We start from the raw sequence: 22,245 nt of genomic DNA, 5'->3' as shown, positions 1-22,245 counted from the left end.
TCACATTCGGGGCGTCGTGGATCAGACGAGGATTTGCCCCAAACGAATCTGTCCAAAAACAATACGGCGCGCTTGCGACCTTCGCCACAAGCGCGCCGATAAATCCTCCGTCAATTGACGGAAGCGTTACGGGTTGGCACCCGCGCCTGCCGGCGCAGCCGGTGCTGTTGCAGTCGGTGCTGTTGCAGCGGGCGCGGCATTGGGTGCCTGAGCCGGTGGCGCTAGAGGCGCACCATTCGCCCCGTTCTGTGCGCCCTGGGGCGACAGGAAGTAGCGGAAGAATTGCGTCGTCGGGCTCAACACCATGGTCGTGCTGGAAGGCTTCAACGCTTCCGCATAGGCGGCCATCGAGCGATAGAACTCGAAGAAGCTCGGATCGCGCTGGAAGGCGTTGGCGAAGATGCCGTTGCGCTCGGCTTCACCCTGGCCCCGCAGGATCTCAGATTCACGCCGCGCGGCTGCAACGATCTCGACGACCTCGCGGTCTGCACGCGCCTGAATACGCTGTGCGGCTTCACGACCTCGCGCCCTTAGACGCTCCGCTTCCGCCAGACGCTCGGCACGCATGCGCTCATAAGTCTGCTGCGAGACTTCGGTGGTCAGGTCGGTGCGGCGAATGCGAACATCCTCGATCTCAAGGCCGAGCGAGGCGGCATCCGGCCTGATCTGATCGCGCACCTCGCGCATCATGGAACCGCGCTCTTCCGACAAGGCGGATTCAAAGCCGCGCAAACCATAGACCCGGCGTAACGCCGCATCGAGACGTGTTTGCAGGCGCTGTTCGGCCAGCTGGATCGAACCGGACACCGAAGCACGGAAGCGGCGGGGATCGGTAATGCGATAGGCCAAGAATGCGTCCACATCGTAGAAGCGGCCGCCCGACACCTGGACGCGAATATTGTCGAGGTCGAAGCGCAACACGCGGTCTTCGATCATCTGAACATTGTCCGCCTCGAAGAACGGGAACGGAAGCTTGAAGTAGACGCCGGGCTCGGTCTTCACATCCACGATCTCGCCGAAGCGCAGGACGATCGCCTGCTCGCGTTCGTTGACGATGAAAATGGAAGACCAGATCAGGAAGACGGCCACGAGGATGCCGATAACGGCAACGGCAAAGCGGTTGTCCAGCATCAGTTAGTCCCCTGCGAGCCGACGGTCGTGCCGGTGGTCGATCCTGGCGCATTGGTGATCGGCGCCGGTGTGCGGCCTTGCAGTTCGGGCAGCGGCAGATAGGGCACCACGCCCTGCGTACCGTTGCCTTCGGTGATCAGCTTATTGGAGTTACCCAGCACCTTCTCCATGGTTTCAAGATAAAGGCGTTCGCGCGTGACATCAGGCGCCTTCACATATTCGTCGTAGACCGAGATGAAGCGCTGGGCCTCACCCTGTGCTTCCTGAACAACGCGGTTCTTGAAGGCCGCAGCCTCTTCCTGGATCTGCGCCGCGTCACCACGTGCCTGACCGAGCTTCTGGTTGGAGTAGCGGTTGGCTTCCTCCACGAAGCGGTCTTCATCCTGTTCGGCGCGCTGCACTTCTTCGAAGGCGCTCGCCACATCGGCCGGTGGTGCCGCATCTTCGATCGAGATCGCGTTCACCTGAAGGCCGGCGCCGTATTCGTTGAGAGAGCTCTGCACGATCGTACGCACATTGTCCGCGATGCCCTGGCGATCGTCGCGGAAGATGTCCTGCGCAGGCCTGCGGCCTACCACCTCGCGCATGCCGCTTTCGGAAAGCTGGCGCACCATGCCGTCGGCATCGGACACGTTGAAGAGATAGGCGGTCGGATCATTGACCTGATAGGCCACCGAGAACTGCACATTGACGATGTTCTGGTCTCCCGAAAGCATCAGGCCCGAATTATCGCCCTGACGCCCGCGCGCGCCGATGCTGATCAGCTTTTCAGCGATGGATGTGCGTTCGACAGTCTCGATCGGCCACCAGTGAAAATGAAGGCCGGGCCCTGAAAGTTCGGTCTTGGGCTTGCCGAAGCGAAGCTCGACAGCTTGTTCGTCGGGCTGCACGGTGTAAACGGACTGAAACAGCCAGAAGGCGACCAGTGCCACGCCGGCCAGTCCCCAGAGCGCGCCACCACCCACGCCGGGACCACCTGAGCCGGCGCCACCGCCGCCGCCCGGCAGGGAACGCTTCAAGCGCTCCTGTCCGCGCCGAATGATGGATTCGAGATCAGGTGGATTGCCCTGAGGTCCGCCGGGGCCACGCGGCCCCTGTCCCCAGGGTCCGCCGTTATTGCCCCCGCCGCCATTATTTCCGCCGCCGCCCCATGGGCCGCCGCTCTGATTGTTCCAGGGCATGAATGTCCTTTTCGGCTATGCAGGAAACTGCCGGCGACCTTTCTCGCCGAAAAGCCGCCCTAGCCCTCTATAGGGATCGGCAGAGCGCCTTTCAACGAGGCGGCATTCCGTGAAAGATAGCGAAAAGGTCAACGACGTCGATAGATGGTAAACCGCGTGGCGAAATCATCCTTCTCGCCAGCTGGCACGTCCTCCGAACTGATCGCTTCCCAGACGGTTGGATCGATGGCGGGAAAGAACGTGTCGCCGTCGATCTCCGCCAGCACATGCGTGACATGCAGACGATCGGCACGCGGCAGAGCTTCATCGAAAATCTGACCGCCGCCGATCACACAGATCTCGCTTTCGCCCATGCAGCGCAAACGCGCCTCGCCGAAGGTCAGCGCGTCATCAAGGCTGTGGACGACCTCCGCGCCTTCCGCGCGCCACGCCTTGTCGCGCGTAATCACGATGTTGAGCCGCCCCGGTAGCGGCTTGCCCATGCTGTCGAACGTCTTGCGGCCCATAACGACCGGCTTGCCCAAGGTCTGCGCCTTGAAACGCTTGAGATCGGTCGAGAGCCGCCACGGCAAGCCACCCTCGCGGCCGATCACACCGTCCTCGGCCATCGCGACGTGGAGACTGATGATGGTCATCGTTCCTCTCAAACCGCGATCGGCGCGCGGATCGACGGATCGGCAACGTAATTCTCGAGCGTGAAATCCTCGAACCGGAACGCAAAGAGGTCTTTCACGTCCGGATTGAGCCGCATGGTCGGCAACGCCTTCGGCTCACGTGACAGTTGCTCGCGGGCCTGATCGAAATGGTTCGCGTAAAGATGCGCGTCACCGAGCGTGTGGACGAATTCACCCGGTTCCAGACCACTCACCTGTGCCACCATCATGGTCAGCAGCGCATAGGAAGCGATGTTGAAGGGCACGCCAAGAAAGATGTCGGCAGAGCGCTGATAGAGTTGGCAGGACAGCCTGCCGTCCGCGACATAAAACTGGAAAAGGCAGTGGCAGGGCGGCAGGGCCATCTCATCCACTTCCGCCGGGTTCCAGGCCGAAACGATGTGCCGGCGCGAGTTCGGCTTCGTGCGCAGGTCCCGCAAGAGGTTTGCGATCTGATCGATATGGCGGCCATCCGGCGTCGGCCATGAGCGCCACTGCGCGCCATAGACAGGTCCGAGATCGCCTTTCTCATCGGCCCATTCATCCCAGATCGTCACGCCATGCGCATGAAGATATCCGACATTGGTGTCGCCCGCGAGAAACCAGAGCAGCTCATGAATGATGGAGCGCAGATGCAGCTTCTTGGTGGTCGTCACCGGGAAGCCCTGCGACAGGTCGAACCGCATCTGATAGCCGAACACCGAGCGCGTGCCCGTTCCCGTGCGATCGCCACGGTCCGAGCCGTTTTCCAGCACATGTCGCAACAGGTCGAGATACTGTTTCACGGGCGGCGATCCGATCGGGTTGTGGGCCTCCAATGATGCCCGAGCAATGCTTGGCGCAGCATTAAACGGCCAGCTCAAACATCTGATCCGACTCCGTATTCAGCCTTCCAAGCTGAAGAGTCCAGTTCAAAGCGCGGCGTACGATTTTTGCCAACCGCTCTCTTCACGTGCGCGCTTCCATCACCTATATCAAACCCTGTCAGCTTGTCTGACTATGGCGATAAACGGCCGATGAAATAAGCCATTCGGACCCGGGGGCGGTACCCGGCGCCTCCACCATGAACCGCTCTTCGCGAGCGGCTCCTGATGGGGGCGAAATAGGATCGACGAGGGTGTAAAGATCGCGCTTTTGCCCGGCATTGTACCACCGTTATCGGGCTAAATCTGTAGTTGCCAACGACAACTATGCGGAAGCACGTCTCGCCGCTTAATGCGGTGCGATAGCTTCAAATCAAGCCCTAGAGGTTCGCACTTCTAGGCGGGGTTCGGAGGTACCTGGCAACAGAAACCTCCACTTCCCTCCTTCATGAAACCGACCTCTGCTCTGCCGTGGGTGGCTCGGCACGCTCTTCGAACTGCGGAAAGCAGGCATCGAAGCCTGCGGCTGCATTCATCCTGAACGAATCCGAGGTCATACAGTAGGCGCTTGCCGGTTGTGGGCGGGAACAAGCTCCTCTACAGAGAGGCGCAGGGACCAAATCCGGGAGAGCCGTGCCGTCATGGCCGACGATCATATCCGCTACGACATTCTCGCCCAGGAGGCTCTTCGCGGCGTCATGCGGAAGGTCCTCACAGAAGTGGCGCGCGCCGGCCTCCCCGGCAACCATCACTTCTTCATCACCTTCCTGACGGGTGCTCCCGGCGTGCGCATCTCGCCCCGCCTGCGCGAGCGCTACCCTGAGCAGATGACCATCGTGCTCCAGTTCCAGTATTGGGACCTGAAGGTGACCGATGCCGGCTTCGAGGTCGGCCTGTCCTTCTCGGACGTGCCCGAGCGGCTGGAAATCCCGTTCAACGCAGTGCGTGGTTTCTACGACCCTTCGGTGAACTTCGAGCTCGAATTCGACGTCAAACTCGACACGGATGAAGAGGGCGAGGAAGAAGAGGCCGAAATCGTTTCGCTCACGGCACCGCCTAAGCCCGCGCCGGCTGACGAAGCCCACAGCGACGCCGACGAGGCACCGAGCGAGCCCAAGCAGGGCGCGGCGGTCGTTTCGCTCGACGCCTTCCGCAAGAAATAAGCGGCATGACCGCCGAGGTCGTCAACCTGCGATCTCATCGCAAGCGCGTCGCGCGTGATGCGCGGGAAAAGGACGCCGAGGCCAGCCGCCTTTCTTTTGGCCGCACCAAAGCCGAGAAATCTCTCGCCAAGGCCGAAGCCCAATCGGCGATCCGCAAGCTCGATGCGCATAAGCGCGAGAAGCCTTGAGCACCGTCGAAAAGCACTCTGTTTCCATTCGCGGCCATCGCACGAGCTTCTCATTGGAAAAGCCGTTCATGGAGGAGTTGCGCTTGGTGGCCGAACGGCGGGGCATCGCGCTGGCCGCGTTGATTGCGGAGGTCGACGAAACGCGACCGAGAGATGCGAATTTGTCCTCGGCCTTGCGGCTATTTGTGTTGGGAAGCGTCAAGGGCAACGCTGACCATGCCGCCGCTACAAGCGACTGAAATTCTCAAAGCGGGTTCGTGAATTCCCGCAAATCTAGCGGTGGCAGGGCCGGTGTCGGCTGTGCCCTTGCTGGCGGCCTTGCCTCGCGCTGCTCTTGTGCGCGACGCTCGGCATCCTGCCTTTCGCGCTCCTCACGCTCCCGCTGCTCAGTCGCCTGTCGCTCCTTTTCGGCCTGCCCTTCGCGGGCCGCAGCCTCGATCGCCGCACGCTCCTCTGCTCGCAATCGCGCCGCTTCAGCCTCGCGTGCCTTCTCGGCCGCGGCGCGCTCGCGCTCCTGCTGTAGAGTCGTGTAGAGACGGACCTCACGACGCAGCCGCTGCTGTTCAAGAATGCCGGCCTGCATCGACTCGACCCGGGCCTGCTCACGCTCCAGCGCGCGTTGGGTAAGGAATTGCGCAAGTGGTCCCGCATCCCAGCGCAGGGTCGTGTCCGAAAGCGGACCACCGCGCGAGAAGTTGACTACGGGCTCGGAACCGACCAGCGCCTCATCGCCGGGGAGAAAAGCAAGCGTCCCATTGACCTGCATGTCGCCACGATTGAGATCGCCGCGCAGCTCGGCCGTCAGCGTGGCGCCCTGCCCATTGAGCGTCACGGTGGGGGCACGCAGGGTGCCGCCCGCGATCGTGAAGGCCAGATCGGCGCGAGGTGCGGTAAAGGTGCCGGCGCTCACCAGCTTGGGTGTGAATTGTGCGACGTTTTCAGCAGTCACGTCGCGCCCGATCTTGTCGGCAGCGGCGATCAGCGCGGGGAAGGCTGCCGGGTTGAAGCCGGCGATCTCGATATTCGCGACACTGGCCGTACCCGATCCGGAAAGGTTCGAAACCAAGCCACCAACCGTCTTGCCGCTTGAAGTGATAGAGGCTGAGGCATCTCCCTGTCCCGCGATGCCCGCATCGGGCAAGAGCAGTGAGGCGTCAGCGCCGGACACGCTCAGCTGCGCGGTCAGAAGCGCCGTTCCGCCATTGTTGCGCAGTTCCGCAGTTCCTTTCGCCGCCCCGCCCGCGACTTTGCCGGACAAGCCGTTCACCGCGGCATGCTCGCTGTTCAACTCAAGCGAGAAACTGGCATCCTCGACCTCTCCGAGTGCGCCGCCAGTCAGGCTTCCGACCGACATCTCAAGCGCCAACGAGAAAGGCAGCGCGGCACTCTGCGCGAAGGGGACCGAGGGAAGAAACTCGTTGCCCACATCGAACGCCGTGGGTCCAAGCATGAGGGCGGCCACACGCTGAAGCTCCAGAGCATCGAGTTCGAGCGCGCCCGAGATTTCCGGCACGCCGTCCTTCATCGCGACATTGACCTCTCCGCCCACGGCATTCTCATCGACGCTGCCGGATAATTCGGACAGGATCAGCAAACCCGAAGCAAAGTCGAGATTGGCGCCGATGCCGACCGGCGTGCCGAGCCCGAAGCCGGGCAGACCCATGCCGACCGTTTGTAGCCAGGGCTCGACATCCTCGGCGTCGACCCGCGCCGCACCTTTGAGGATCAAACCGGACTCCAGAGCCTCAGACGTACCTTCGAAGCTCGCCGAGAAGCCGTTGCCCGAAAGCGTCGCATCGGTCGCCAGCCCCTCGCGAGCGGTTCCTTTCAATGTGACAACCGCCTTCGTGTCGCCGAGCAGCCCGATGGGAAGGGCCGGAAGCCCTATCAGAGCCAAAACGCGCTCGCCGGAGCCATCGCGAAGATTGAGCGAGCCATCGAGCGGCGTGTCCAGAACTGATGAGAGCTCTCCGTTCGCCTTCCAGCTCGTGTTAACATCCGTGCCGCCGACATTGCCATTTGCCGAAAGCGAGGCGTTACCCCCCGCGCTCGCGTCAGAGCGTAGATCGAGCGCAAGCCGGCTGTCGGCCAGCAGACCGGGATAAGCTTTCGCCTGCTCGACCAATGTGGCGAGCGCGGGATGGGGAAAGCGGCTCGACAAGAACTCAGCGAGAGGCAGCAGATCACCAGCCTCGACATTGGCGGTGATCTGCCCGGTGGGACGCCCTGCCAACCCGGCGACCTCGCCTTTGAGCGCTATATCCGCATCCGCCAGACCTTGGACGTTCAGCCGCTCGATCGCGATGCGGTCACCACGCAGCTGGAGCGCGGCATCGACACGCTTCGCCTCGACGCTGGCAACCGCGACCGGCCCCGCCTTGATGCTGAGTGATAGGTCCCGGTCGGCGAAACGATTGCGACCCTCGCCGCTGAAAAAAATCGACGTGAAAGCGGCGGCTTGGTCAAGATCGAGAGCGCCGCCGTCGAGTGTCACGCTGGCCTGCGCGCGGCCATTGGCTGGTTGGAGGTTGGTGGCCGAGCCTTTGAATGTCGCGCCGCCAAGAACGAGTTCGAGATCCTGCAGGCGCTGCTCGTTGCGCGTGAGCGAAACTTTCGCATTGAAACCGCCGGACGGCAGACGGCGGATCGCCTCATCCACGTCGCGCGCGAGCCACGCGGCGAAACCGGAAGGTTGCCCGACTGCGAGCAGCAACTGTCCCTCGAAACCGAACTGCTCGCCTTCTCGCAACGTGCCCTGAGCTTCGAGCGTGGCACGCCCCGGCAGGGTCGCGGCAAGCGAACCGATGCGCCATCCCTGTTCCACCGGTTCAGCGGACAGGCGAACGTCACGTATCGTGGTATCACCAGCTACGATGGCGGGCAGATTGAGTTCGACTGTTCCGGGTATTGCCGATGTGGGGAGAGTATCGAGCCAGTCCTCAAATGCTGTCAGGCGCTGGTCTAGGGTGAGTGGCGCGGGTGGCGCCTCACCCTCCTCTGCCGGCTCATCGAGCCGCACCTGCGCACCGTCCGCTTCAACCTTAAAGCGTGGGTCGCGACCAAACATAATCTGCGCGGTGCCGTCCGCCGTGTAGGGCTGATCGAGCGGACCGGTCTCGAAGCGGAACTGATCGACGGCAAGCCTCTCATGATCGAGCGCGAACTGCCCGTTGAGCCTGAAGCTAGGTTGCGAAGGCGCGGCCTCGTCGTCAGGCTCGTCATCGCCGGCAACGGCCACGGCCACCGCGCGACCGAGACGAAATGTGCCTGAATATTCAGGCTTGCCTTCGGTAAGCTTGGCGTTTCCTTCCGCCGAGAGCGTCACGCCGAGCGGTGTCGGTGTGACGGACAGCTTCAAAGGCATCGCGCCCTCGCGCGCCGTACCGGTCGACAGCGTCAGTGCGGTCGGTATTCCATCGAGATCGAGTGTGCCATCGAACCGCCATGGTCCCGCCAGCGAACGCGCCGAGATTGCCGCATCGATGTCCGAGAGGCGGTGCGCCCGCCCGCCGCGCTGGTCGTGCAGCACGATTTCGCCATCCGTCACAGTCACCTTTTCGAGCTGCGTGCGCGCCGGATCGAAGGGCGACGAGGGGCGCAACGCCCAATCCAGCGTGCCATCCTCGGCCAGTTCGACATTGGCGCGTGGGCGCGAGATGCGCATATCGAAGATGCGGAATTCGCCGCTCATGAAGGGAGCAAGTTCGGCGTCCATGGAAAAACTGTCGACGGTCATCGCGGGCGCGCCATTCGTGCCGCCCGCCACGGATACGTCGGAAAACGTCACTGATGGAAACGGCAAAAGCCGCGCGGAGGCATCGCCCCGCACGGTCACTTGCCGGCCGAGAATGGCGGTCGCCTCGCGCTCGAAATCAGCGCGATAATTGTTCCAGGTGATGACGTGCGGCAGCACCAGCGCTGCAAGCAGCGCCAGGACGAAAAGTCCCCCAAAGAAAACGAACAAGCGCGCGAGCATCGGCTGCCGGGTTCAGAAAACGTTGCCGAGCTTCATCACAGGCTCAGCCTCATGTCGATCAAACCATTGATCAAAATGACGCTAAACGCCCCTAGGCAACAGGATTTTGCCCGGATTCATGATGTTGAGGGGATCGAGCGCGTGCTTCACCGCACGCATGACCGCCACGCCGTGGCCGAGTTCGGCTTCGAGAAACTTCATCTTGCCTTGTCCGATACCATGTTCACCGGTGCAGGTGCCGTCCATGCGTAGGGCACGTTCGTTGAGGCGCGCGACGAAGTTTTCCGCCTTGAGAATATCCGACGGATCGTCCGTATCGATGAGCACGAGCGTGTGAAAATTGCCGTCGCCCACATGACCTACGATCGGCGCGATCAATCCAGCCTGCTCGATATCCGCCTCGGTTTCCCTGATGCACTCGGCGAGCCTGGAAATCGGCACGCAGACATCTGTTGAAAGCCCCTTCGCACCTGGGCGCAAGGTGAGCGAAGCCCAGTAAGCGTCGTGCCGCGCCTTCCAGAGTTTGGCGCGCTCCTCCGCATCGACCGTCCAAAGAAAAGGTCCGCCGCCGAACTCTTCAGCAATCTCGCCGAAACGTTCGGCTTGCTCCGCGACGCTGGCGGGGCTGCCATGAAATTCCAGAAACAGGCAGGGCGTCTCAGGGTAATCGAGTTTCGAGTAGGTCTTGAGCGCTCGCATCTGAAGGGCATTGACCAATTCGATCCGTGCCACAGGGATGCCCGACTGGATCGTCAGGATCACCGCGTCACAAGCTGCTTCGACGCTTGGAAACGGACAGACGCCACCGGAGATGGCCTCGGGAATGCCCTGAAGTTTGAGGGTCAGGCCTGTGATGATGCCGAGCGTTCCCTCGGAGCCGATCAGGAGCCGCGTAAGGTCGTAGCCGGCAGAACTCTTGCGCGCGCGCTGCGCCGTCCGAACGACCTCGCCGTCCGCCATCACGGCTTCCAGCGCGATCACGTTCTCCCGCATCGTACCATAGCGCACGGCGTTGGTACCCGACGCGCGCGTTGCCGCCATGCCGCCCAGGCTCGCATTGGCGCCGGGGTCGATCGGAAAGAAGAGACCTGTATCACGCAGATAAGTGTTGAGCGCTTCGCGCGTGACACCGGGCTCGACCGTGCAGTCGAGATCCTGTGCATTCACAGCCAGCACGCGGTTCATGGAAGACGTATCGATGGAAATGCCGCCCGCCGGCGCGTTCACGTGCCCTTCAAGCGAGGAACCTGTACCGAAGGGTATGAGCGGCACGCGATGCGTCGCGCAAATGCGCACCGCTTCCTGCACGTCGGCAGTCGAACGGGCAAACAGGACGCCGTCGGGAATCTGGCTTGGAATATAAGTGGTCGTATGCGCATGCGTTTCGCGCATCGCGGCACTCGCGTGAAAGATATCGCCGAAGCGCTCTTTCAGGATCGGCAGGATGGCAGCGATCCCCGCTTCGTTGCGCGCAGCGCTGCCGAAATCACTGAGTGCCAAACCGACCTCCTCCTGGCCTTACGAACCCGCCTTGCAAGACGTTGCGAGCCGGTGTTCTGTGGCTGACCTAACCGACAGCGTCCCGAAATAGCGAGCTTTCATGAGCGATCCTTTGCCCCTCGTTTCACAACCCATCAAGGTGCAGAAGGACTGGATCGACTACAACGGCCACCTCAACATGGCCTATTACAACGTGATTTTCGATCGCGGCTCGGATCAGGCGCTGAACGATCTGGGCCTCGGTGCCGAATATGCGCGCACCAGGCAATTCACGATCTACACCGCCGAAATCCACGTCTGCTACGTGCGCGAGCTCCGTTTGGAAGACAGCGTGACGGTGAGCCTGCAGCTTCTCGATCATGACGCCAAGCGTCTGCACACCTATCAGGAAATCCGGCACACCGATGGCTGGCTCGCAGCCACCGCGGAGACGCTTTCACTGCATATCGATATGGCCGGGCCGAAGGTCGCGCCGTTTCCTGACGAGATCGCCGCTGAACTCCAGCGCATACAGGCTCTGCATTCGGCCCTGCCGAAACCCGACCGCGCGGGGCGCGCGATCGGGATCGTTCGCAAGAGCTAGCGCTCGATGTCGACGTTCTTGGTTTCGCTTCCAAGAAGCAAGGCGATCAGCGTCAGCACGGCCATGCCCGAGAGGTAGACGCCGACCCAGAACGGGCTGCCCGCGCCTTCCGACCAGAGCGCGACCGCAACGAAAGGCGCAAGCGCGGCGCCCAGGATCGACGACACGTTGTAGGACACGCCCGACCCCGTGTAGCGGACACTGGCCGGGAACAGTTCAGGCAACAGTGCGCCCATCGGGCCGAAGGTCATGCCCATCAGGCTGAAACCGAGGATGAGCCACGCCATAACGCCGATGAAGCCGGCCGAGAGCATCGGCACCCACAGGAAGCCGAACACGATGATGCCGAGCGTCACCGCGATCAGCGTCTTCCGACGGCCCCAGCGGTCGGCCCAGGGGCCGGACAGCATGGTGAAGATACCGAAGAACACGACGCCCACGATCATCATCAGAACGAAGCTCGTATAGCTGTAGCCGAGACCCGGCACGGGTGCGGTGGTCGCGGCACGACCGAAGGACAGCGAGAACGTCGTCATCAGGTAGAACAGCACATAGGTCGCGAGCATGTAGAAGGTGCCGAGCAGCAGTTCGCGCCAATGCGTGCGGAAGGCTGCAGCGAGCGGCATCTTTTCGACCAGACCACGGCTCTTGGTCTTCTCGAACGCCTTGCTCTCGACGAGGCTCAACCGAATCCAGAGCCCGATGATCACCATGACCGCAGAGAACAGGAACGGGATGCGCCAGCCCCAATCGAGGAAAGCGTCGGACGGGCGCGACGGATCCGTGGAAGGCAGAAGTGCCGCGATGATCAGGAACAGGCCGTTCGCGAGAATGAAGCCCAGCGGTGCGCCGAGCTGCGGAAATGTGCCAAACACCGCGCGCTTGCCGGGAGGGGCGTTTTCGGTTGCAACAAGCGCCGCGCCGCTCCATTCGCCACCGAGCGCGAAGCCCTGTGCCAGACGAAGAACCACGAGAAGTGCCGTCGCGAGCCAACCGACGGAATCATAGATCGGAAGGCAGCCGATCAGGAATGTTGCGATGCCCATCGTGAGCAGCGCTCCGACCAGCGTCGCCTTGCGGCCATGACGATCACCCAGATGGCCGAACACGATGGCACCGAGCGGACGCGCGAGCATCGCGGCACCGAAGGCGGCGAATGATCCGAGCAGTGCCGTAGTCTCGTCGCCCTTCGGGAAAAAGAGGTGCGGGAACACCAGCACGGCGGCAGTCGCGTAAACGTAGAAATCGTAGAACTCGATCGTCGTGCCGACGAGGCTTGCCAGCATCACACGCGTTCGAGAATTGGTTGGAACTGCGCCAGACGGCGCATCGGCGGTTGTCGTTGACACTTCAAGAGCTCCGGAAAGCAGCAGGTGCGGCAGGGGGCTGAAGCGAAGCGTCTTGAGAGGGGCGCGTCGGTGGCGAGCTACCGCGTCGAAAGTATCGCTTGGGCGTACCAAGCGTTACGGCAGGCCTTTGGACCCTTCTTCCGGGCAAGGTCAAGACTTAAATGCGATTGTCCTGCTTATCGCGGCGTCACCTCGAAATTGGCGCCATTGATCCAAAAGTCCGCCGCTCTCGCCTGTGAGGGGATCACTCTCCGGCAACGGCAACAGCGATAGTGCCTGTTCGACTTCATAGGGCTCCAGTTCGCCCGGTCTGACGATGTTGCCACTTTGACCGACTGGGTAGCCGCCGACGACCTGGAAACCATCATCGCCGCGAATGCGTTTGTGGCCTATACCAGCCGGGATCAAAGCAAGGTCGCCTGGTTTCATTTCGGCTTCGATGCCATCAGCGCGCTTCCAGCGACGCCGATCAGCACTTCGTGCCCCTTGGTATGAAAATGCCAGAATGGGTAGACGGTGTAGATCCAGGTGCTCACCCACCCATTCCGCTCAAGCAACGCCGTCGCTTCAGATCCGGTCGCTTCCACCGCCCCACGCACGAGAAGGAGCGGAAGCCAGCTATTGGGGATGCCATCGTACGGCTTGAGCTGAAAGCTTTCGACCTTTCTTGTAGCCTGAAGTTTCGCGCTCAAATACCTCTCCCGATTCTGCTTTCGCTCTGCTCAAGTGCGACTTGAAGTTTGGGTCACGTAAGCTTGGAACTAGTCACCTGCTTCCATCAGTCCATGGTATGACGGTTGCCACAGGCAAGCCGGCTGGCTAAAGCGAAACCATCCGACAAAGGCAGGCGATGACGGCTTTTCTCACAGACGCTGTCCTCAAAAGGGACGTGTTTTCCGAAACCCAGAAGGGACATCTGGCAGTCGATCCTGCAACGCCGGTGATCCGCCGCATCGTCACCGCGAGCCCCTGGTGGTCGCGCCCCTTGGCGTGGTGGCTTGCCAAGCGCGAGATCGGTGCGTTGCGCGCTTTGACCGGTCTAAAAGGCACGCCGCGCCTGATCGAAACGGACGCCAACGGCCTGCTGCGCACCTGGACCGAGGGCACACCGCTGCATCTCGCGCGGCCATCCGACCCCGCATGGTATCGTGACGCCCACCGCCTCCTGCGCTCCTTTCGCCGGCGCAACCTGACGCATAACGACCTTGCGAAGCCGCAGAACTGGCTGATGTCGCCCGATGGCCGGGCCTGCGTGATCGACTTCCAGCTGGCCTCGGTCCACTCGAAGCGAGGTTGGCTGTTCAAGGCCATGGCCTATGAGGACTTCCGGCACCTGCTCAAGCAGCGCCGCTCCTTTGCACCGCAATTGATGACGCCGACAGCCAAGCGCATCCTCAAGCGCCGCTCCCTGCCCTCACGCATCTGGATGAACACGGGCAAGAAGCTTTACAACCTCGTCACCCGCGGCATCTTCAACTGGTCGGACGGCGAAGGCACGGGCGACCGGATCGATCGCGAGGGCGCTGCGATCACCTCGGCATTGAAGGCCAGACCGTCCGTGCGCGACGTGGCTCTGGTGCCCTTTCCGCTGCCTTCGAAAGGAACCGGCATCTACGCATTCATCGAAGGCGATGGACCGGAAGCCGCACCCAAAGGCGCGGATCTCGTGCAAGTGGTGGCGCGGCTTCCCCGTCGCGCAGACGGCTCGGTGCGAAGCGATCTTCTCCAGCTCGTCGCCATGAACCAGATGACCGAACTCGACCGGGCCTTCGAAGGAGACCCTGAACTCGCGGCCTTGATGCGGCCGGTCATCGATGGGCGGCTGAACTTCACCGACCGCCGCATTTCCAGCCTGGAAGCCAAGGCGAGCTGACGCTCCACTCAGATTGCTTTCGCGAACGCCTTGGTGAACGTCGCCGTGCCGTTCTCACCAGCTTCCGCCATCAGCACCTCGAACCGAGTCGTCGACGCGCGCACCACCGCGAAGCCGCCCATGAAGGCCGCCTTGGGCTTGAAGACATCTAGGCCGCCTTGATTATAGATCATGGTCGAGGGATGTTCGTGACCGTGAAAGATGGCGAGCACGTTGGTGCCTTTGAGTGCCGCCAACACCGTGTCGCGCTGTGCTTGACTCCACCAGTGGTCATCGCCTGTGCCCTGCGGGTCGAAGGTGTTCTTCGCCGGATCCCAGCGCTCGATCGAGAAATCGTCCCAGCCATAATGCTGGAACACGACGACCGGCCGACCGTCACTCGCGTTTTCCTTCAGGTCTTCACGAAGCCAATCCAAAGCGCTGACAGCGCCCTTCGCCGTGTCGCCTGCAAAGCGTTGTGTCTGGACGAGATGTAGGTCGCCCCAATCCCATGAATAAGAGTCCGAATCCGGCTCGTAGCTCCTGGCGGGCACGGGCGGCTTGAAGAAGACGCCGGGGCGGTGGTTCATCTCGACATAATCGCGCAATTCGCGGCGATACCAGTCGACGTGATCGGGCGGACCGTCCTGGTCGAGATCGTGATTGCCCAGCCCGAGCCAGACCGGCATGTGCACGCGGTCCGGGCCTGTGCCTTCTGAATAGCGCTGACTGAACTGCAGCAGTTGCGTGCCTTCGCTCGGCAGCGCGATCTGCCCGCCGCCATCGTCCGTCAGGTCCCCGGCCACCACGAGGCCGAGCGGCTTGCCGATCACTTGCCCTGCCCGCTCGAACCCGCTCGGCGCGCTTGCCACCTCGACGGGCCATTCCATCGTCTCGACAGCGTTGATCGCTGCCACATGACGCAGCATGGAAGGGTCGGTCTTGCCTGCCGCAAGACAGCCGTCGCTCAGGCCTGAAACCGTGCGACAAGCGTGAACATCGTTGGTGACGAGGAAGACAACGGCATCGTCCGGCGCGACAGCCTGGGCCGGTGTCGCGAGGTTGAGAGCGGCAGCCCCGACCCCAGCTCCGGCGGCCAAGCGAAAGGTGTCACGGCGGGTGATGGAATGGTTCAATTCAGGCGCTCCCGGTCGTCTTTCGTACCATGTGGACGAACGACCGGCGCGGTCAACGCCCCGTGAGCCGGGCGCTGCTCATGTTTGTTCTGCTAGCGTTCTCCCCCCGAATCACTACATTGCCCCACTATGTCAGCCCCATCCGATAGTGCGCGCGGCTCCTTTTCGGGCCCGAACGGTCCTCGCCCCGGCGGCATTGCCGCCCGTGCGCTGGGCCGCGCAACCCCCGCCGAGAGCGCACCGTCCGATTATCTGCGCGGTCTGAACCCTGAACAGCGGCAAGCCGTGGAAACCACCGAGGGCCCCGTTCTGGTGCTGGCGGGTGCGGGCACGGGCAAGACGCGTGTGCTCACCACCCGCATCGCGCATATCCTCGCCACGGGCCGTGCCTTCCCGAGCCAGATCCTCGCCGTGACGTTCACCAACAAGGCCGCGCGCGAGATGAAGACGCGTATCGGCTCGCTCGTCGGCGAAGCGGTGGAAGGCATGCCATGGCTCGGCACATTCCACTCCATCGGCGTCAAGCTACTGCGCCGTCATGCCGAGCTCGCCGGCCTGCGCAGCGACTTCACGATCCTCGACACGGACGATGTGAACCGCCTGATCAAGCAGCTGATCCAAGCCGAAAATCTTGACGAGAAGCGTTGGCCGGCACGCCAGTTTTCCGGCATGATCGATGGCTGGAAGAACAAGGGCCAGGGGCCGAAGGACATCTCCGAAGGCGACGCACGCGCCTTTGCCAATGGCAAGGGCCGCCAGCTCTATACGGCCTATCAGGAACGCCTGAAGACGCTGAACGCCTGCGACTTCGGCGACCTGCTCCTCCACCCCATCCGCATCTTCCGCGAGCATCCCGACGTGCTGCGCGAGTATCACCGCAAGTTCAAATACATCCTGGTGGACGAATATCAGGACACCAACACCGCCCAATATATGTGGCTCCGCCTTCTGGCGCAGCGCCCTAAGGAACGGGACACATCAGACGCCAAAAATCTGACGGCGGAAGGCCGCAAGCCCGACCGGGCGTCGGCCGATCAGGCCGCCCCCGCGGAGGCCAGCGAGCAAAGCGAGCGCGCGGCCGTGAGCGCGAACCAACTGCAGCAAATCAATATTTGCTGCGTGGGTGACGACGATCAGTCGATCTATGGCTGGCGCGGCGCGGAGGTTGATAACATTCTGCGCTTTGAAAAGGATTTTCCTGGCGCGACCGTCATCAAGCTCGAGCGCAATTACCGCTCGACGGCGCATATTCTGGGTGCTGCCTCGCACCTCATCGCGCACAACGAGGATCGTCTTGGCAAGACGCTTTTCACCGAAGCGCCCGACCCGGAAGACCCGAAAGTCAACGTTCAGGCCGGCTGGGACTCGGAGGAAGAGGCGCGGATCGTCGGCGAGACCATCGAAACGCTGCAGCGGCGCGGTCACAAGCTCAACGACATCGCAATCCTCGTGCGAGCCTCGTTTCAGATGCGCGAATTCGAAGACCGCTTCGTCACGCTCGGCCTAAACTACCGCGTCATCGGCGGCCCGCGCTTTTATGAGCGGCTCGAAATCCGCGACGCGATGGCCTTCTTTCGCGTCGTCGCCTCGGCCAGCGACGATCTTGCTTTCGAACGCATCGTCAATGTGCCGAAGCGAGGCTTGGGCGAAGCGACGATCCGCCAGATCCACGATACGTCGCGCGCGATGGGTATCCCCATGCTGGAAGCCGCCGGCGAACTGGCGGAGTCGGACGAGATAAAGCCCAAACCCCGTGCGGCCTTACGCGAGGTCGTCGCCAATTTTAGCCGCTGGCAAAAGCTCTTGGAAACGCTTCCTCACACGGAACTTGCGGAGCAGATTCTGGAGGAAAGCGGCTATACGGCGATGTGGAAGAACGACCGCTCGGCGGAAGCACCAGGGCGGCTCGAAAACCTCAAGGAGCTGATCCGCTCGATGGAGGATTACGAGTCGCTGCGCTCCTTCCTTGAGCACGTCGCGCTGGTCATGGATGCTGAGCAGAACGAAGATCTGGATGCCGTCAGCCTGATGACGCTGCATTCGGCAAAGGGCCTTGAATTTGAAACCGTCTTCCTGCCCGGCTGGGAGGAAGGTCTTTTCCCCCACCAGCGCGCGCTCGATGAAGGCGGTCGCGCCGGCTTGGAGGAGGAAAGACGGCTGGCCTATGTTGGGCTCACCCGTGCCAAGAGAAATCTCTACCTCAATTTCGTGTCCAACCGCCGTATCCACGGCCTGTGGCAGACCACGATTCCCTCGCGCTTTCTCGATGAGCTCCCCGAAAAGCATGTGGAGGTAATTGAAAGCAGCAACTCCTATGGCGGTTATGGCAGCGGCGGCTTCAAGGGCCGACACAATCCTTACGGTGCTTCCCGCTTCGACAAGGCCGCTGCCTCGCAACCCTTTTCGAGTAGCTACGGCACGCCGGGCTGGCAGCGCGCGCAGGCCAACCGCACTGACGCCACACGCAACAATTGGGGCATGCGCTCGGGCCATGCGGTCGAGCGCATCGGCTACGGCGAAACCGATTCCGGCTTCGGTGCCGGTCGTGGTTCGATCAAGGCCCGCACCATCGAGGGCGAACTGGTCGCCAAGTCGGTTTCAAACGAGCCGGCAGCCTTCAAAGTCGGCGATCGCGTCTTCCACCAGAAGTTCGGCAACGGCTCCGTGGCAGCGGTTGAGGGCAACAAACTGACCATTGATTTCGATCGCGCCGGCCAAAAGCGCGTGCTCGACGGCTTCGTCTCCGCAGCCTGAATTTGATTAACAAATCTTGGAACTCTTCGAATCAATCGACCGTTGGTTTGCCTGAGTGGGTGGCAAATTCAGATGATCCACGAAGGGAGAAATTCCATGAATGGCAATCGAAACGACGACTACCGTAATCGCGACTGGGATCGTGACGACAACAGTTCGGACCGCTCCTACCGCTCCTCTGGCAGCGACTACAACCGCGATTTCCGCAACGAGGACCGCAGCTCCTACCGTGATTATGGTCGCAGCTCTGGCGGCTCCGGTTCTGGCGGAAGCTGGCGTGACGAGGATCGCTCCCATCGCGGCTCCTCCTCTGGTTCGGGCTCCTACGGCTCGAACGATGATTACCGCTCACGCGGCAGCTATGGCTCCGACCAGCGCTTGAGCGGCGGCGGCTTCGGCGGTGGATATGACGAATATTCGCGACGTGGTTCGCGATCGTTCGGCGACAACAATCGCAACTATGACCAGAACCGTTTTGGCTCCTCCTTCGATCGCGACCGTGGTGGTTTCGACCGCTCATATGGCAGCGGAGAGAATGATCGCTCGTTCGGATACCGCGACTACGATAGGACCGGTTTGGGCAGCCGCAGCGACTACGGCTATGGTAGCCAGTCGAGCTGGGACCGCGGCTCGTATGGGTCGTCTTATGGTGGCAGCGAACGCGGCCGGGCAGAGGACGGACGCCGCGGCTTCTGGGACAAGGCATCGGATGAGGTGTCGTCCTGGTTCGGCGACCGCGATGCCGAACGTCGGCGCGAGCAGGATCAATATCGCGGCCGGGGTCCTAAAAACTATGCCCGTTCGGATGACCGTATCCGCGATGACATCAACGACCGCCTGACCGATGATGGCTGGCTCGATGCCTCAAGCATCGAAGTGACCGTCAAGGATCGGGAGGTGACATTGAGCGGCACGGTCAACGACCGCAATGCAAAGCGACGGGCCGAGGACATCGCGGAAGACGTGTCGGGCGTAAGCCACGTACAGAACAATCTGCGCGTGAGAAGCCAGGTTTCGAATACCGACGTCAATGTCGATCGTTCAGCTTCGGCAACTGCCACCACTGACACGCTCGGCACTGGGACGACCGGCGCGACGATCGCCAAACCGGCTACGGGTGGTCAGCGCTAAGCGCACACCGACCGACAAACTTCGGGAAGGGCCCCCGTTCGAGGGGCCTTTTCTTTATCAGCGATGAGAAAACCGCGTGGCCGCATCATCCGGGATCGTCGGCCGAACCGGCTTCTGTTCCTCTTTGGGATAGCGGAAAACGCTGAGACGCCCGTTCGGCTCGAAGAAGGCACATTCGACCTCGCCGGTATCCCGAACCCCCTCGAGCCGCAGCAGCGCGAACAGTTCGCGCTCCGTCAGGGTGCCGGAGCCCAACCGATCTTTGAGTACGCGCCCCTTTTCCAGCACCTGCAGCGGCCGACCCTCGATCATGTCTTCGACTGAACGCCAACGCTGCACCAGCGCGCCCGTCGCGCGGTGCAGGATGATCACCATGGTGATGACGAGAATGCCCTGAGCCAGTCCGACTTCCGGATAGAACATCGGATCGCCCGCCGCCGAACCGACGGCGATCACCAGAACGAACTCGAACGGCCCGATCTGCCCGATGCCACCTTGCCCGACCATGCGTGTCAGAAACAGCGTGTAACCGTACATGACCACGGTGCGCAGCGCGATTTCGAGATAGAATAGCGTGCTTTGCGTGTCCTCCTCGCCAAACAGCACGCGAATGAGTTCCGTCCCCCATTCCAAGATCGCCATCTCCACAGTGTGATCGTGGGGAGTAAGACTACGCGACGGAAAATTAAGATTTCGGGGCGCTCAGGCCGCTTCCCACTTTTCGAGAAACGAAACGATCGACATCTGCTGCATATCGGGAATGGCGTCGGACAGCTTTTCGAGTGGCCAGTCCCACCACTGCAGCGCAAGGATGCGCGCCGCGACCTCGTCGGGAAAACGCGGTCGAAGCGGCCGCGCGGGCACCCCCGTCACGATGGTGAAAGGCGCGACGTCTCTTGTCACCACAGCATTCGCTCCGATCACCGCACCCGTTCCGACCGAGACCCTGGGCATGATGACCGCGCCGTGGCCGATCCAGACATCATGCCCGATCGTCACCGGCTTAGCCTTGCGCCGATCGCGAAACGCGCCATCGACGCCGTGATACAGGAAATACTCGTTGGGACGGTAGGAGACCTTGTGTGTCGTCAGCCTCTCGACCGGGTGTTCCAGCGCGTTGATCCGCACATTGCGGGCGATCGAGCAGAACTTGCCGACCGAGGCATAGATCGCCTCCACGTCCGGTTCGCAGTATGAAAAGTCGCCGAACGACACTTCGCGCAACGTAGCCCGCGCGCCGATGGCGGTGAATTGCCCGAGCCGGCACCCTTTCATCTCCGCGCTGGGATGAATCCGCGGCTCACCGCCCTTGAACCGCCAATTTTCGTGTTGCTGCATGAAGCGGGTTTAGGTGGGAGTGAAGTCCTAGGCAATCGGAGTCACAGGGGCGGCGAAGCGGACCCCACCTTACTGCGGCTTGCCCTCTGTCCAAGTCACCTGCTGCCCGAACAACGGCACCGTCGAGATCGCCATCTTCGCCGACCCGTCCTTCACCTGTCGCGAATGTGAGAGATAGATCAGCGTGTCGTTCTTCTTGTCATAGACGCGGTTCACTACCCGCTCCTTCCAGAACAGGCTGATTCCTTGGTCGAACACCTCCTCGCCCTCCTTGCCGAGGTCGATATCCCCGACCGTGATGGGTCCCGTCTGGCGGCACGCGATCGAGGAATCGGAGGGATCCTCGAACCAGTTGCCCTTGCGCAGACGGTCGATCACGCCGCGCTCGAAATAAGACACGTGGCAGGTGATGCCCTGCACCTTCGGATCCGTCACCGCGTCGATGATGATGTCGTTGCCCGTCCAATCCACGCCGACTTCGCCGACTTCCTCGGCATGAACCGGTAGAAGCCATGCACCGAGCAGTGCGGTTGCAGCCAGAAGCGTGTTGCGCAGCATGGGACGGTCCTTGCAATTCAATTGACGGCCCAGCAAATGGGACACCTGCGGCATTGCAACAAGGGCCCGGCCCTTATCACCGCGTGCCGAAAGCGCTATTTGCCTCTCATGCGAAGTGCCACACAGAATCGTGCGACGCTTGCCCAGCTCGGGCTGATGGCTCTGGCCCTCGGCATCACTGGTGGAATCGGCTTTGCGCTGTGGCTTGTGCAAGGCCCGGTGATGCTGCATGCGCTGGAAGAAGCGGTCGCGGCTTGGTGCTTCTGAACGTCCAGTGAGGTTGTTTCCCATGATCATGCGCATCGTCCTTGTGGGCATCTTCGCGCTGATGGGCGTGGTGTTCGGCGTTTGGGGCTACACCTATTTCACCGGCGGCGACCTGTCCTCCACCGCGAGCGCCAAGACTTACGGCGCACCGTTCACTCTGCTGGACCAGAAGAACCGGCCGATCACCGAAGCCGCGCTCCGCGGCCATCCAAGCGCAGTGTTCTTCGGCTTTACGCACTGCCCCGAAGTCTGCCCGACAACGCTGTTCGAAATGGATGGATGGCTGAAGGAACTGGGTGACGAGGGCAAGAACATCCGCGCCTATTTCGTATCGGTCGACCCCGAACGCGATACGCCGGAAGTGATGGACAACTATGTGAGCAACGTGTCCGACCGCATCACCGGGATCACGGGCAAGCCCGAAGATATTGCTGCCATGGCAAAGAGCTTCGGCATTTATTCCAAAAAGGTGCCTCTCGAAGGCGGGGACTACACCATGGACCACACGGCATCCGTTCTCCTGATCGGCCCGAGTGGCGATTTCGAGGGCACTATCGCTTATCAGGAAGACCGCAAGGCGGCGCTCGCCAAGCTCAAGCGTCTGGCGAGCGAAAGCTGATCT

At 62.0% G+C, this 22,245-nt stretch carries 22 protein-coding genes and 1 other RNA gene; 10 read left to right on the top strand and 13 right to left on the bottom strand.

All coding sequences use genetic code 11. From position 1 onward, the window contains the following. Window positions 1-126: 126 nt before the first annotated feature. The 4 genes from hflC to NGM99_RS09525 form a co-directional block, all read right to left on the bottom strand. Window positions 127-1,131, bottom strand: coding sequence for a protease modulator HflC (hflC, locus tag NGM99_RS09540; protein WP_252818298.1), 1,005 nt, complete (start codon window positions 1,129-1,131; stop codon window positions 127-129). After that, complete coding sequence (gene hflK / locus NGM99_RS09535) at window positions 1,131-2,312, bottom strand: FtsH protease activity modulator HflK (RefSeq protein ID WP_252818296.1); 1,182 nt, start codon at window positions 2,310-2,312, stop codon at window positions 1,131-1,133. The genes hflC and hflK overlap by 1 nt, the downstream gene beginning before the upstream one ends. Window positions 2,313-2,440: 128 nt before the next feature. Further along, on the bottom strand, window positions 2,441-2,947 hold the full coding sequence (locus NGM99_RS09530) for a dihydrofolate reductase (protein WP_252818295.1): 507 nt from the start codon (window positions 2,945-2,947) through the stop codon (window positions 2,441-2,443). A gap of 8 nt (window positions 2,948-2,955) precedes the next feature. After that, window positions 2,956-3,750: a thymidylate synthase gene (locus NGM99_RS09525; RefSeq protein WP_252818293.1), complete on the bottom strand. Its 795-nt coding sequence runs from the start codon at window positions 3,748-3,750 to the stop codon at window positions 2,956-2,958. Window positions 3,751-3,908: 158 nt separating this feature from the next. Between NGM99_RS09525 and ssrA the strand changes: the two genes are divergently transcribed. The 4 genes from ssrA to NGM99_RS09505 all read left to right on the top strand — a co-directional run bounded on the left by ssrA (window position 3,909) and on the right by NGM99_RS09505 (window position 5,418). Further along, window positions 3,909-4,266, top strand: a transfer-messenger RNA (tmRNA) gene (ssrA, locus tag NGM99_RS09520). 203 nt (window positions 4,267-4,469) lie between these two features. Continuing rightward, on the top strand, window positions 4,470-4,991 hold the full coding sequence (locus tag NGM99_RS09515) for an SspB family protein (RefSeq protein ID WP_252818291.1): 522 nt from the start codon (window positions 4,470-4,472) through the stop codon (window positions 4,989-4,991). A 5-nt stretch (window positions 4,992-4,996) separates the two neighbouring features. After that, the gene (locus NGM99_RS09510) at window positions 4,997-5,179 is read left to right on the top strand and encodes a DUF4169 family protein (RefSeq protein WP_252818288.1); all 183 of its coding nucleotides are present in this window, start codon (window positions 4,997-4,999) and stop codon (window positions 5,177-5,179) included. Then, window positions 5,176-5,418, top strand: a complete 243-nt coding sequence (locus tag NGM99_RS09505) for a ribbon-helix-helix domain-containing protein (protein WP_252818286.1) — start codon at window positions 5,176-5,178, stop codon at window positions 5,416-5,418. The genes NGM99_RS09510 and NGM99_RS09505 overlap by 4 nt, the downstream gene beginning before the upstream one ends. A gap of 5 nt (window positions 5,419-5,423) precedes the next feature. On the opposite strand, the gene NGM99_RS09500 is transcribed toward NGM99_RS09505, so the two are convergent. Further along, window positions 5,424-9,155 carry an AsmA family protein gene (locus tag NGM99_RS09500; RefSeq protein ID WP_252818285.1) on the bottom strand — a complete coding sequence of 1,244 codons (3,732 nt, stop codon included), beginning with the start codon at window positions 9,153-9,155 and terminating at the stop codon, window positions 5,424-5,426. Between the two features lie 81 nt (window positions 9,156-9,236). Next, window positions 9,237-10,655, bottom strand: a complete 1,419-nt coding sequence (locus NGM99_RS09495; protein WP_252818283.1) for an FAD-binding oxidoreductase — start codon at window positions 10,653-10,655, stop codon at window positions 9,237-9,239. 100 nt (window positions 10,656-10,755) lie between these two features. Between NGM99_RS09495 and NGM99_RS09490 the strand changes: the two genes are divergently transcribed. Beyond that, window positions 10,756-11,238 (top strand): thioesterase family protein, encoded by a 483-nt coding sequence (locus tag NGM99_RS09490; protein ID WP_252818282.1) that lies wholly within the window; start codon window positions 10,756-10,758, stop codon window positions 11,236-11,238. Here NGM99_RS09490 and NGM99_RS09485 read toward each other — a convergent pair. The 3 genes from NGM99_RS09485 to NGM99_RS09475 all read right to left on the bottom strand — a co-directional run bounded on the left by NGM99_RS09485 (window position 11,235) and on the right by NGM99_RS09475 (window position 13,279). After that, window positions 11,235-12,524: an MFS transporter gene (locus tag NGM99_RS09485; protein ID WP_252818280.1), complete on the bottom strand. Its 1,290-nt coding sequence runs from the start codon at window positions 12,522-12,524 to the stop codon at window positions 11,235-11,237. The two genes, NGM99_RS09490 and NGM99_RS09485, sit on opposite strands and share 4 nt — an antisense overlap. A 213-nt stretch (window positions 12,525-12,737) precedes the next feature. After that, window positions 12,738-13,016, bottom strand: a complete 279-nt coding sequence (locus NGM99_RS09480; protein WP_252818278.1) for a cupin domain-containing protein — start codon at window positions 13,014-13,016, stop codon at window positions 12,738-12,740. Beyond that, the gene (locus tag NGM99_RS09475; protein WP_252818276.1) at window positions 13,013-13,279 is read right to left on the bottom strand and encodes a cupin domain-containing protein; all 267 of its coding nucleotides are present in this window, start codon (window positions 13,277-13,279) and stop codon (window positions 13,013-13,015) included. Before NGM99_RS09475 ends, NGM99_RS09480 begins: the two co-directional genes overlap by 4 nt. Window positions 13,280-13,437: 158 nt before the next feature. Between NGM99_RS09475 and NGM99_RS09470 the strand changes: the two genes are divergently transcribed. Then, the gene (locus tag NGM99_RS09470; protein ID WP_252818275.1) at window positions 13,438-14,460 is read left to right on the top strand and encodes a serine/threonine protein kinase; all 1,023 of its coding nucleotides are present in this window, start codon (window positions 13,438-13,440) and stop codon (window positions 14,458-14,460) included. A gap of 8 nt (window positions 14,461-14,468) precedes the next feature. Here the strand turns inward: NGM99_RS09470 and NGM99_RS09465 are convergent, their stop codons facing one another. Then, the gene (locus NGM99_RS09465) at window positions 14,469-15,575 is read right to left on the bottom strand and encodes a metallophosphoesterase (protein WP_252818271.1); all 1,107 of its coding nucleotides are present in this window, start codon (window positions 15,573-15,575) and stop codon (window positions 14,469-14,471) included. A gap of 129 nt (window positions 15,576-15,704) precedes the next feature. Between NGM99_RS09465 and NGM99_RS09460 the strand changes: the two genes are divergently transcribed. Further along, the gene (locus tag NGM99_RS09460; protein WP_252818269.1) at window positions 15,705-18,329 is read left to right on the top strand and encodes an ATP-dependent helicase; all 2,625 of its coding nucleotides are present in this window, start codon (window positions 15,705-15,707) and stop codon (window positions 18,327-18,329) included. Between the two features lie 96 nt (window positions 18,330-18,425). Then, window positions 18,426-19,460: a BON domain-containing protein gene (locus NGM99_RS21920; protein WP_435371412.1), complete on the top strand. Its 1,035-nt coding sequence runs from the start codon at window positions 18,426-18,428 to the stop codon at window positions 19,458-19,460. 57 nt (window positions 19,461-19,517) lie between these two features. Here NGM99_RS21920 and NGM99_RS09450 read toward each other — a convergent pair whose 3' ends face one another. The 3 genes from NGM99_RS09450 to NGM99_RS09440 form a co-directional block, all read right to left on the bottom strand. Beyond that, a complete protein-coding gene (locus NGM99_RS09450) occupies window positions 19,518-20,093 on the bottom strand; it encodes a DUF421 domain-containing protein (protein WP_252818267.1) in 576 nt (191 codons plus the stop codon). Window positions 20,094-20,162: 69 nt separating this feature from the next. Further along, complete coding sequence (locus NGM99_RS09445) at window positions 20,163-20,798, bottom strand: DapH/DapD/GlmU-related protein (RefSeq protein WP_252818266.1); 636 nt, start codon at window positions 20,796-20,798, stop codon at window positions 20,163-20,165. Between the two features lie 69 nt (window positions 20,799-20,867). Beyond that, on the bottom strand, window positions 20,868-21,356 hold the full coding sequence (locus NGM99_RS09440) for a CreA family protein (protein WP_252818264.1): 489 nt from the start codon (window positions 21,354-21,356) through the stop codon (window positions 20,868-20,870). Window positions 21,357-21,392: 36 nt separating this feature from the next. Between NGM99_RS09440 and NGM99_RS09435 the strand changes: the two genes are divergently transcribed. Beyond that, a complete protein-coding gene (locus tag NGM99_RS09435; protein WP_252818262.1) occupies window positions 21,393-21,623 on the top strand; it encodes a hypothetical protein in 231 nt (76 codons plus the stop codon). Window positions 21,624-21,645: 22 nt separating this feature from the next. Beyond that, window positions 21,646-22,242, top strand: coding sequence for an SCO family protein (locus tag NGM99_RS09430; RefSeq protein WP_435371411.1), 597 nt, complete (start codon window positions 21,646-21,648; stop codon window positions 22,240-22,242). Window positions 22,243-22,245: the final 3 nt, after the last annotated feature.

The organism is Mesorhizobium liriopis (genome assembly GCF_024053505.1).
Taxonomy (GTDB): domain Bacteria; phylum Pseudomonadota; class Alphaproteobacteria; order Rhizobiales; family Rhizobiaceae; genus Mesorhizobium_B; species Mesorhizobium_B liriopis.
The sequence above is the reverse complement of the archived record's forward strand: the minus strand, read 5'-3'. Positions and strand labels throughout refer to the sequence as shown.

What these genes read in the sequence shown, in the direction of transcription:
- hflC (WP_252818298.1), bottom strand. Translation starts at nt 1,131, where the DNA reads ATGCTGGACAACCGCTTTGCCGTTGCCGTTATCGGCATCCTCGTGGCC.
- hflK (WP_252818296.1), bottom strand. Translation starts at nt 2,312, where the DNA reads ATGCCCTGGAACAATCAGAGCGGCGGCCCATGGGGCGGCGGCGGAAAT.
- NGM99_RS09530 (WP_252818295.1), bottom strand. Translation starts at nt 2,947, where the DNA reads ATGACCATCATCAGTCTCCACGTCGCGATGGCCGAGGACGGTGTGATC.
- NGM99_RS09515 (WP_252818291.1), top strand. Translation starts at nt 4,470, where the DNA reads ATGGCCGACGATCATATCCGCTACGACATTCTCGCCCAGGAGGCTCTT.
- NGM99_RS09510 (WP_252818288.1), top strand. Translation starts at nt 4,997, where the DNA reads ATGACCGCCGAGGTCGTCAACCTGCGATCTCATCGCAAGCGCGTCGCG.
- NGM99_RS09500 (WP_252818285.1), bottom strand. Translation starts at nt 9,155, where the DNA reads ATGCTCGCGCGCTTGTTCGTTTTCTTTGGGGGACTTTTCGTCCTGGCG.
- NGM99_RS09490 (WP_252818282.1), top strand. Translation starts at nt 10,756, where the DNA reads ATGAGCGATCCTTTGCCCCTCGTTTCACAACCCATCAAGGTGCAGAAG.
- NGM99_RS09485 (WP_252818280.1), bottom strand. Translation starts at nt 12,524, where the DNA reads ATGCTGGCAAGCCTCGTCGGCACGACGATCGAGTTCTACGATTTCTAC.
- NGM99_RS09480 (WP_252818278.1), bottom strand. Translation starts at nt 13,016, where the DNA reads ATGAAACCAGGCGACCTTGCTTTGATCCCGGCTGGTATAGGCCACAAA.
- NGM99_RS09470 (WP_252818275.1), top strand. Translation starts at nt 13,438, where the DNA reads ATGACGGCTTTTCTCACAGACGCTGTCCTCAAAAGGGACGTGTTTTCC.
- NGM99_RS09460 (WP_252818269.1), top strand. Translation starts at nt 15,705, where the DNA reads ATGTCAGCCCCATCCGATAGTGCGCGCGGCTCCTTTTCGGGCCCGAAC.
- NGM99_RS21920 (WP_435371412.1), top strand. Translation starts at nt 18,426, where the DNA reads ATGAATGGCAATCGAAACGACGACTACCGTAATCGCGACTGGGATCGT.
- NGM99_RS09445 (WP_252818266.1), bottom strand. Translation starts at nt 20,798, where the DNA reads ATGCAGCAACACGAAAATTGGCGGTTCAAGGGCGGTGAGCCGCGGATT.
- NGM99_RS09440 (WP_252818264.1), bottom strand. Translation starts at nt 21,356, where the DNA reads ATGCTGCGCAACACGCTTCTGGCTGCAACCGCACTGCTCGGTGCATGG.
- NGM99_RS09435 (WP_252818262.1), top strand. Translation starts at nt 21,393, where the DNA reads ATGGGACACCTGCGGCATTGCAACAAGGGCCCGGCCCTTATCACCGCG.
- NGM99_RS09430 (WP_435371411.1), top strand. Translation starts at nt 21,646, where the DNA reads ATGATCATGCGCATCGTCCTTGTGGGCATCTTCGCGCTGATGGGCGTG.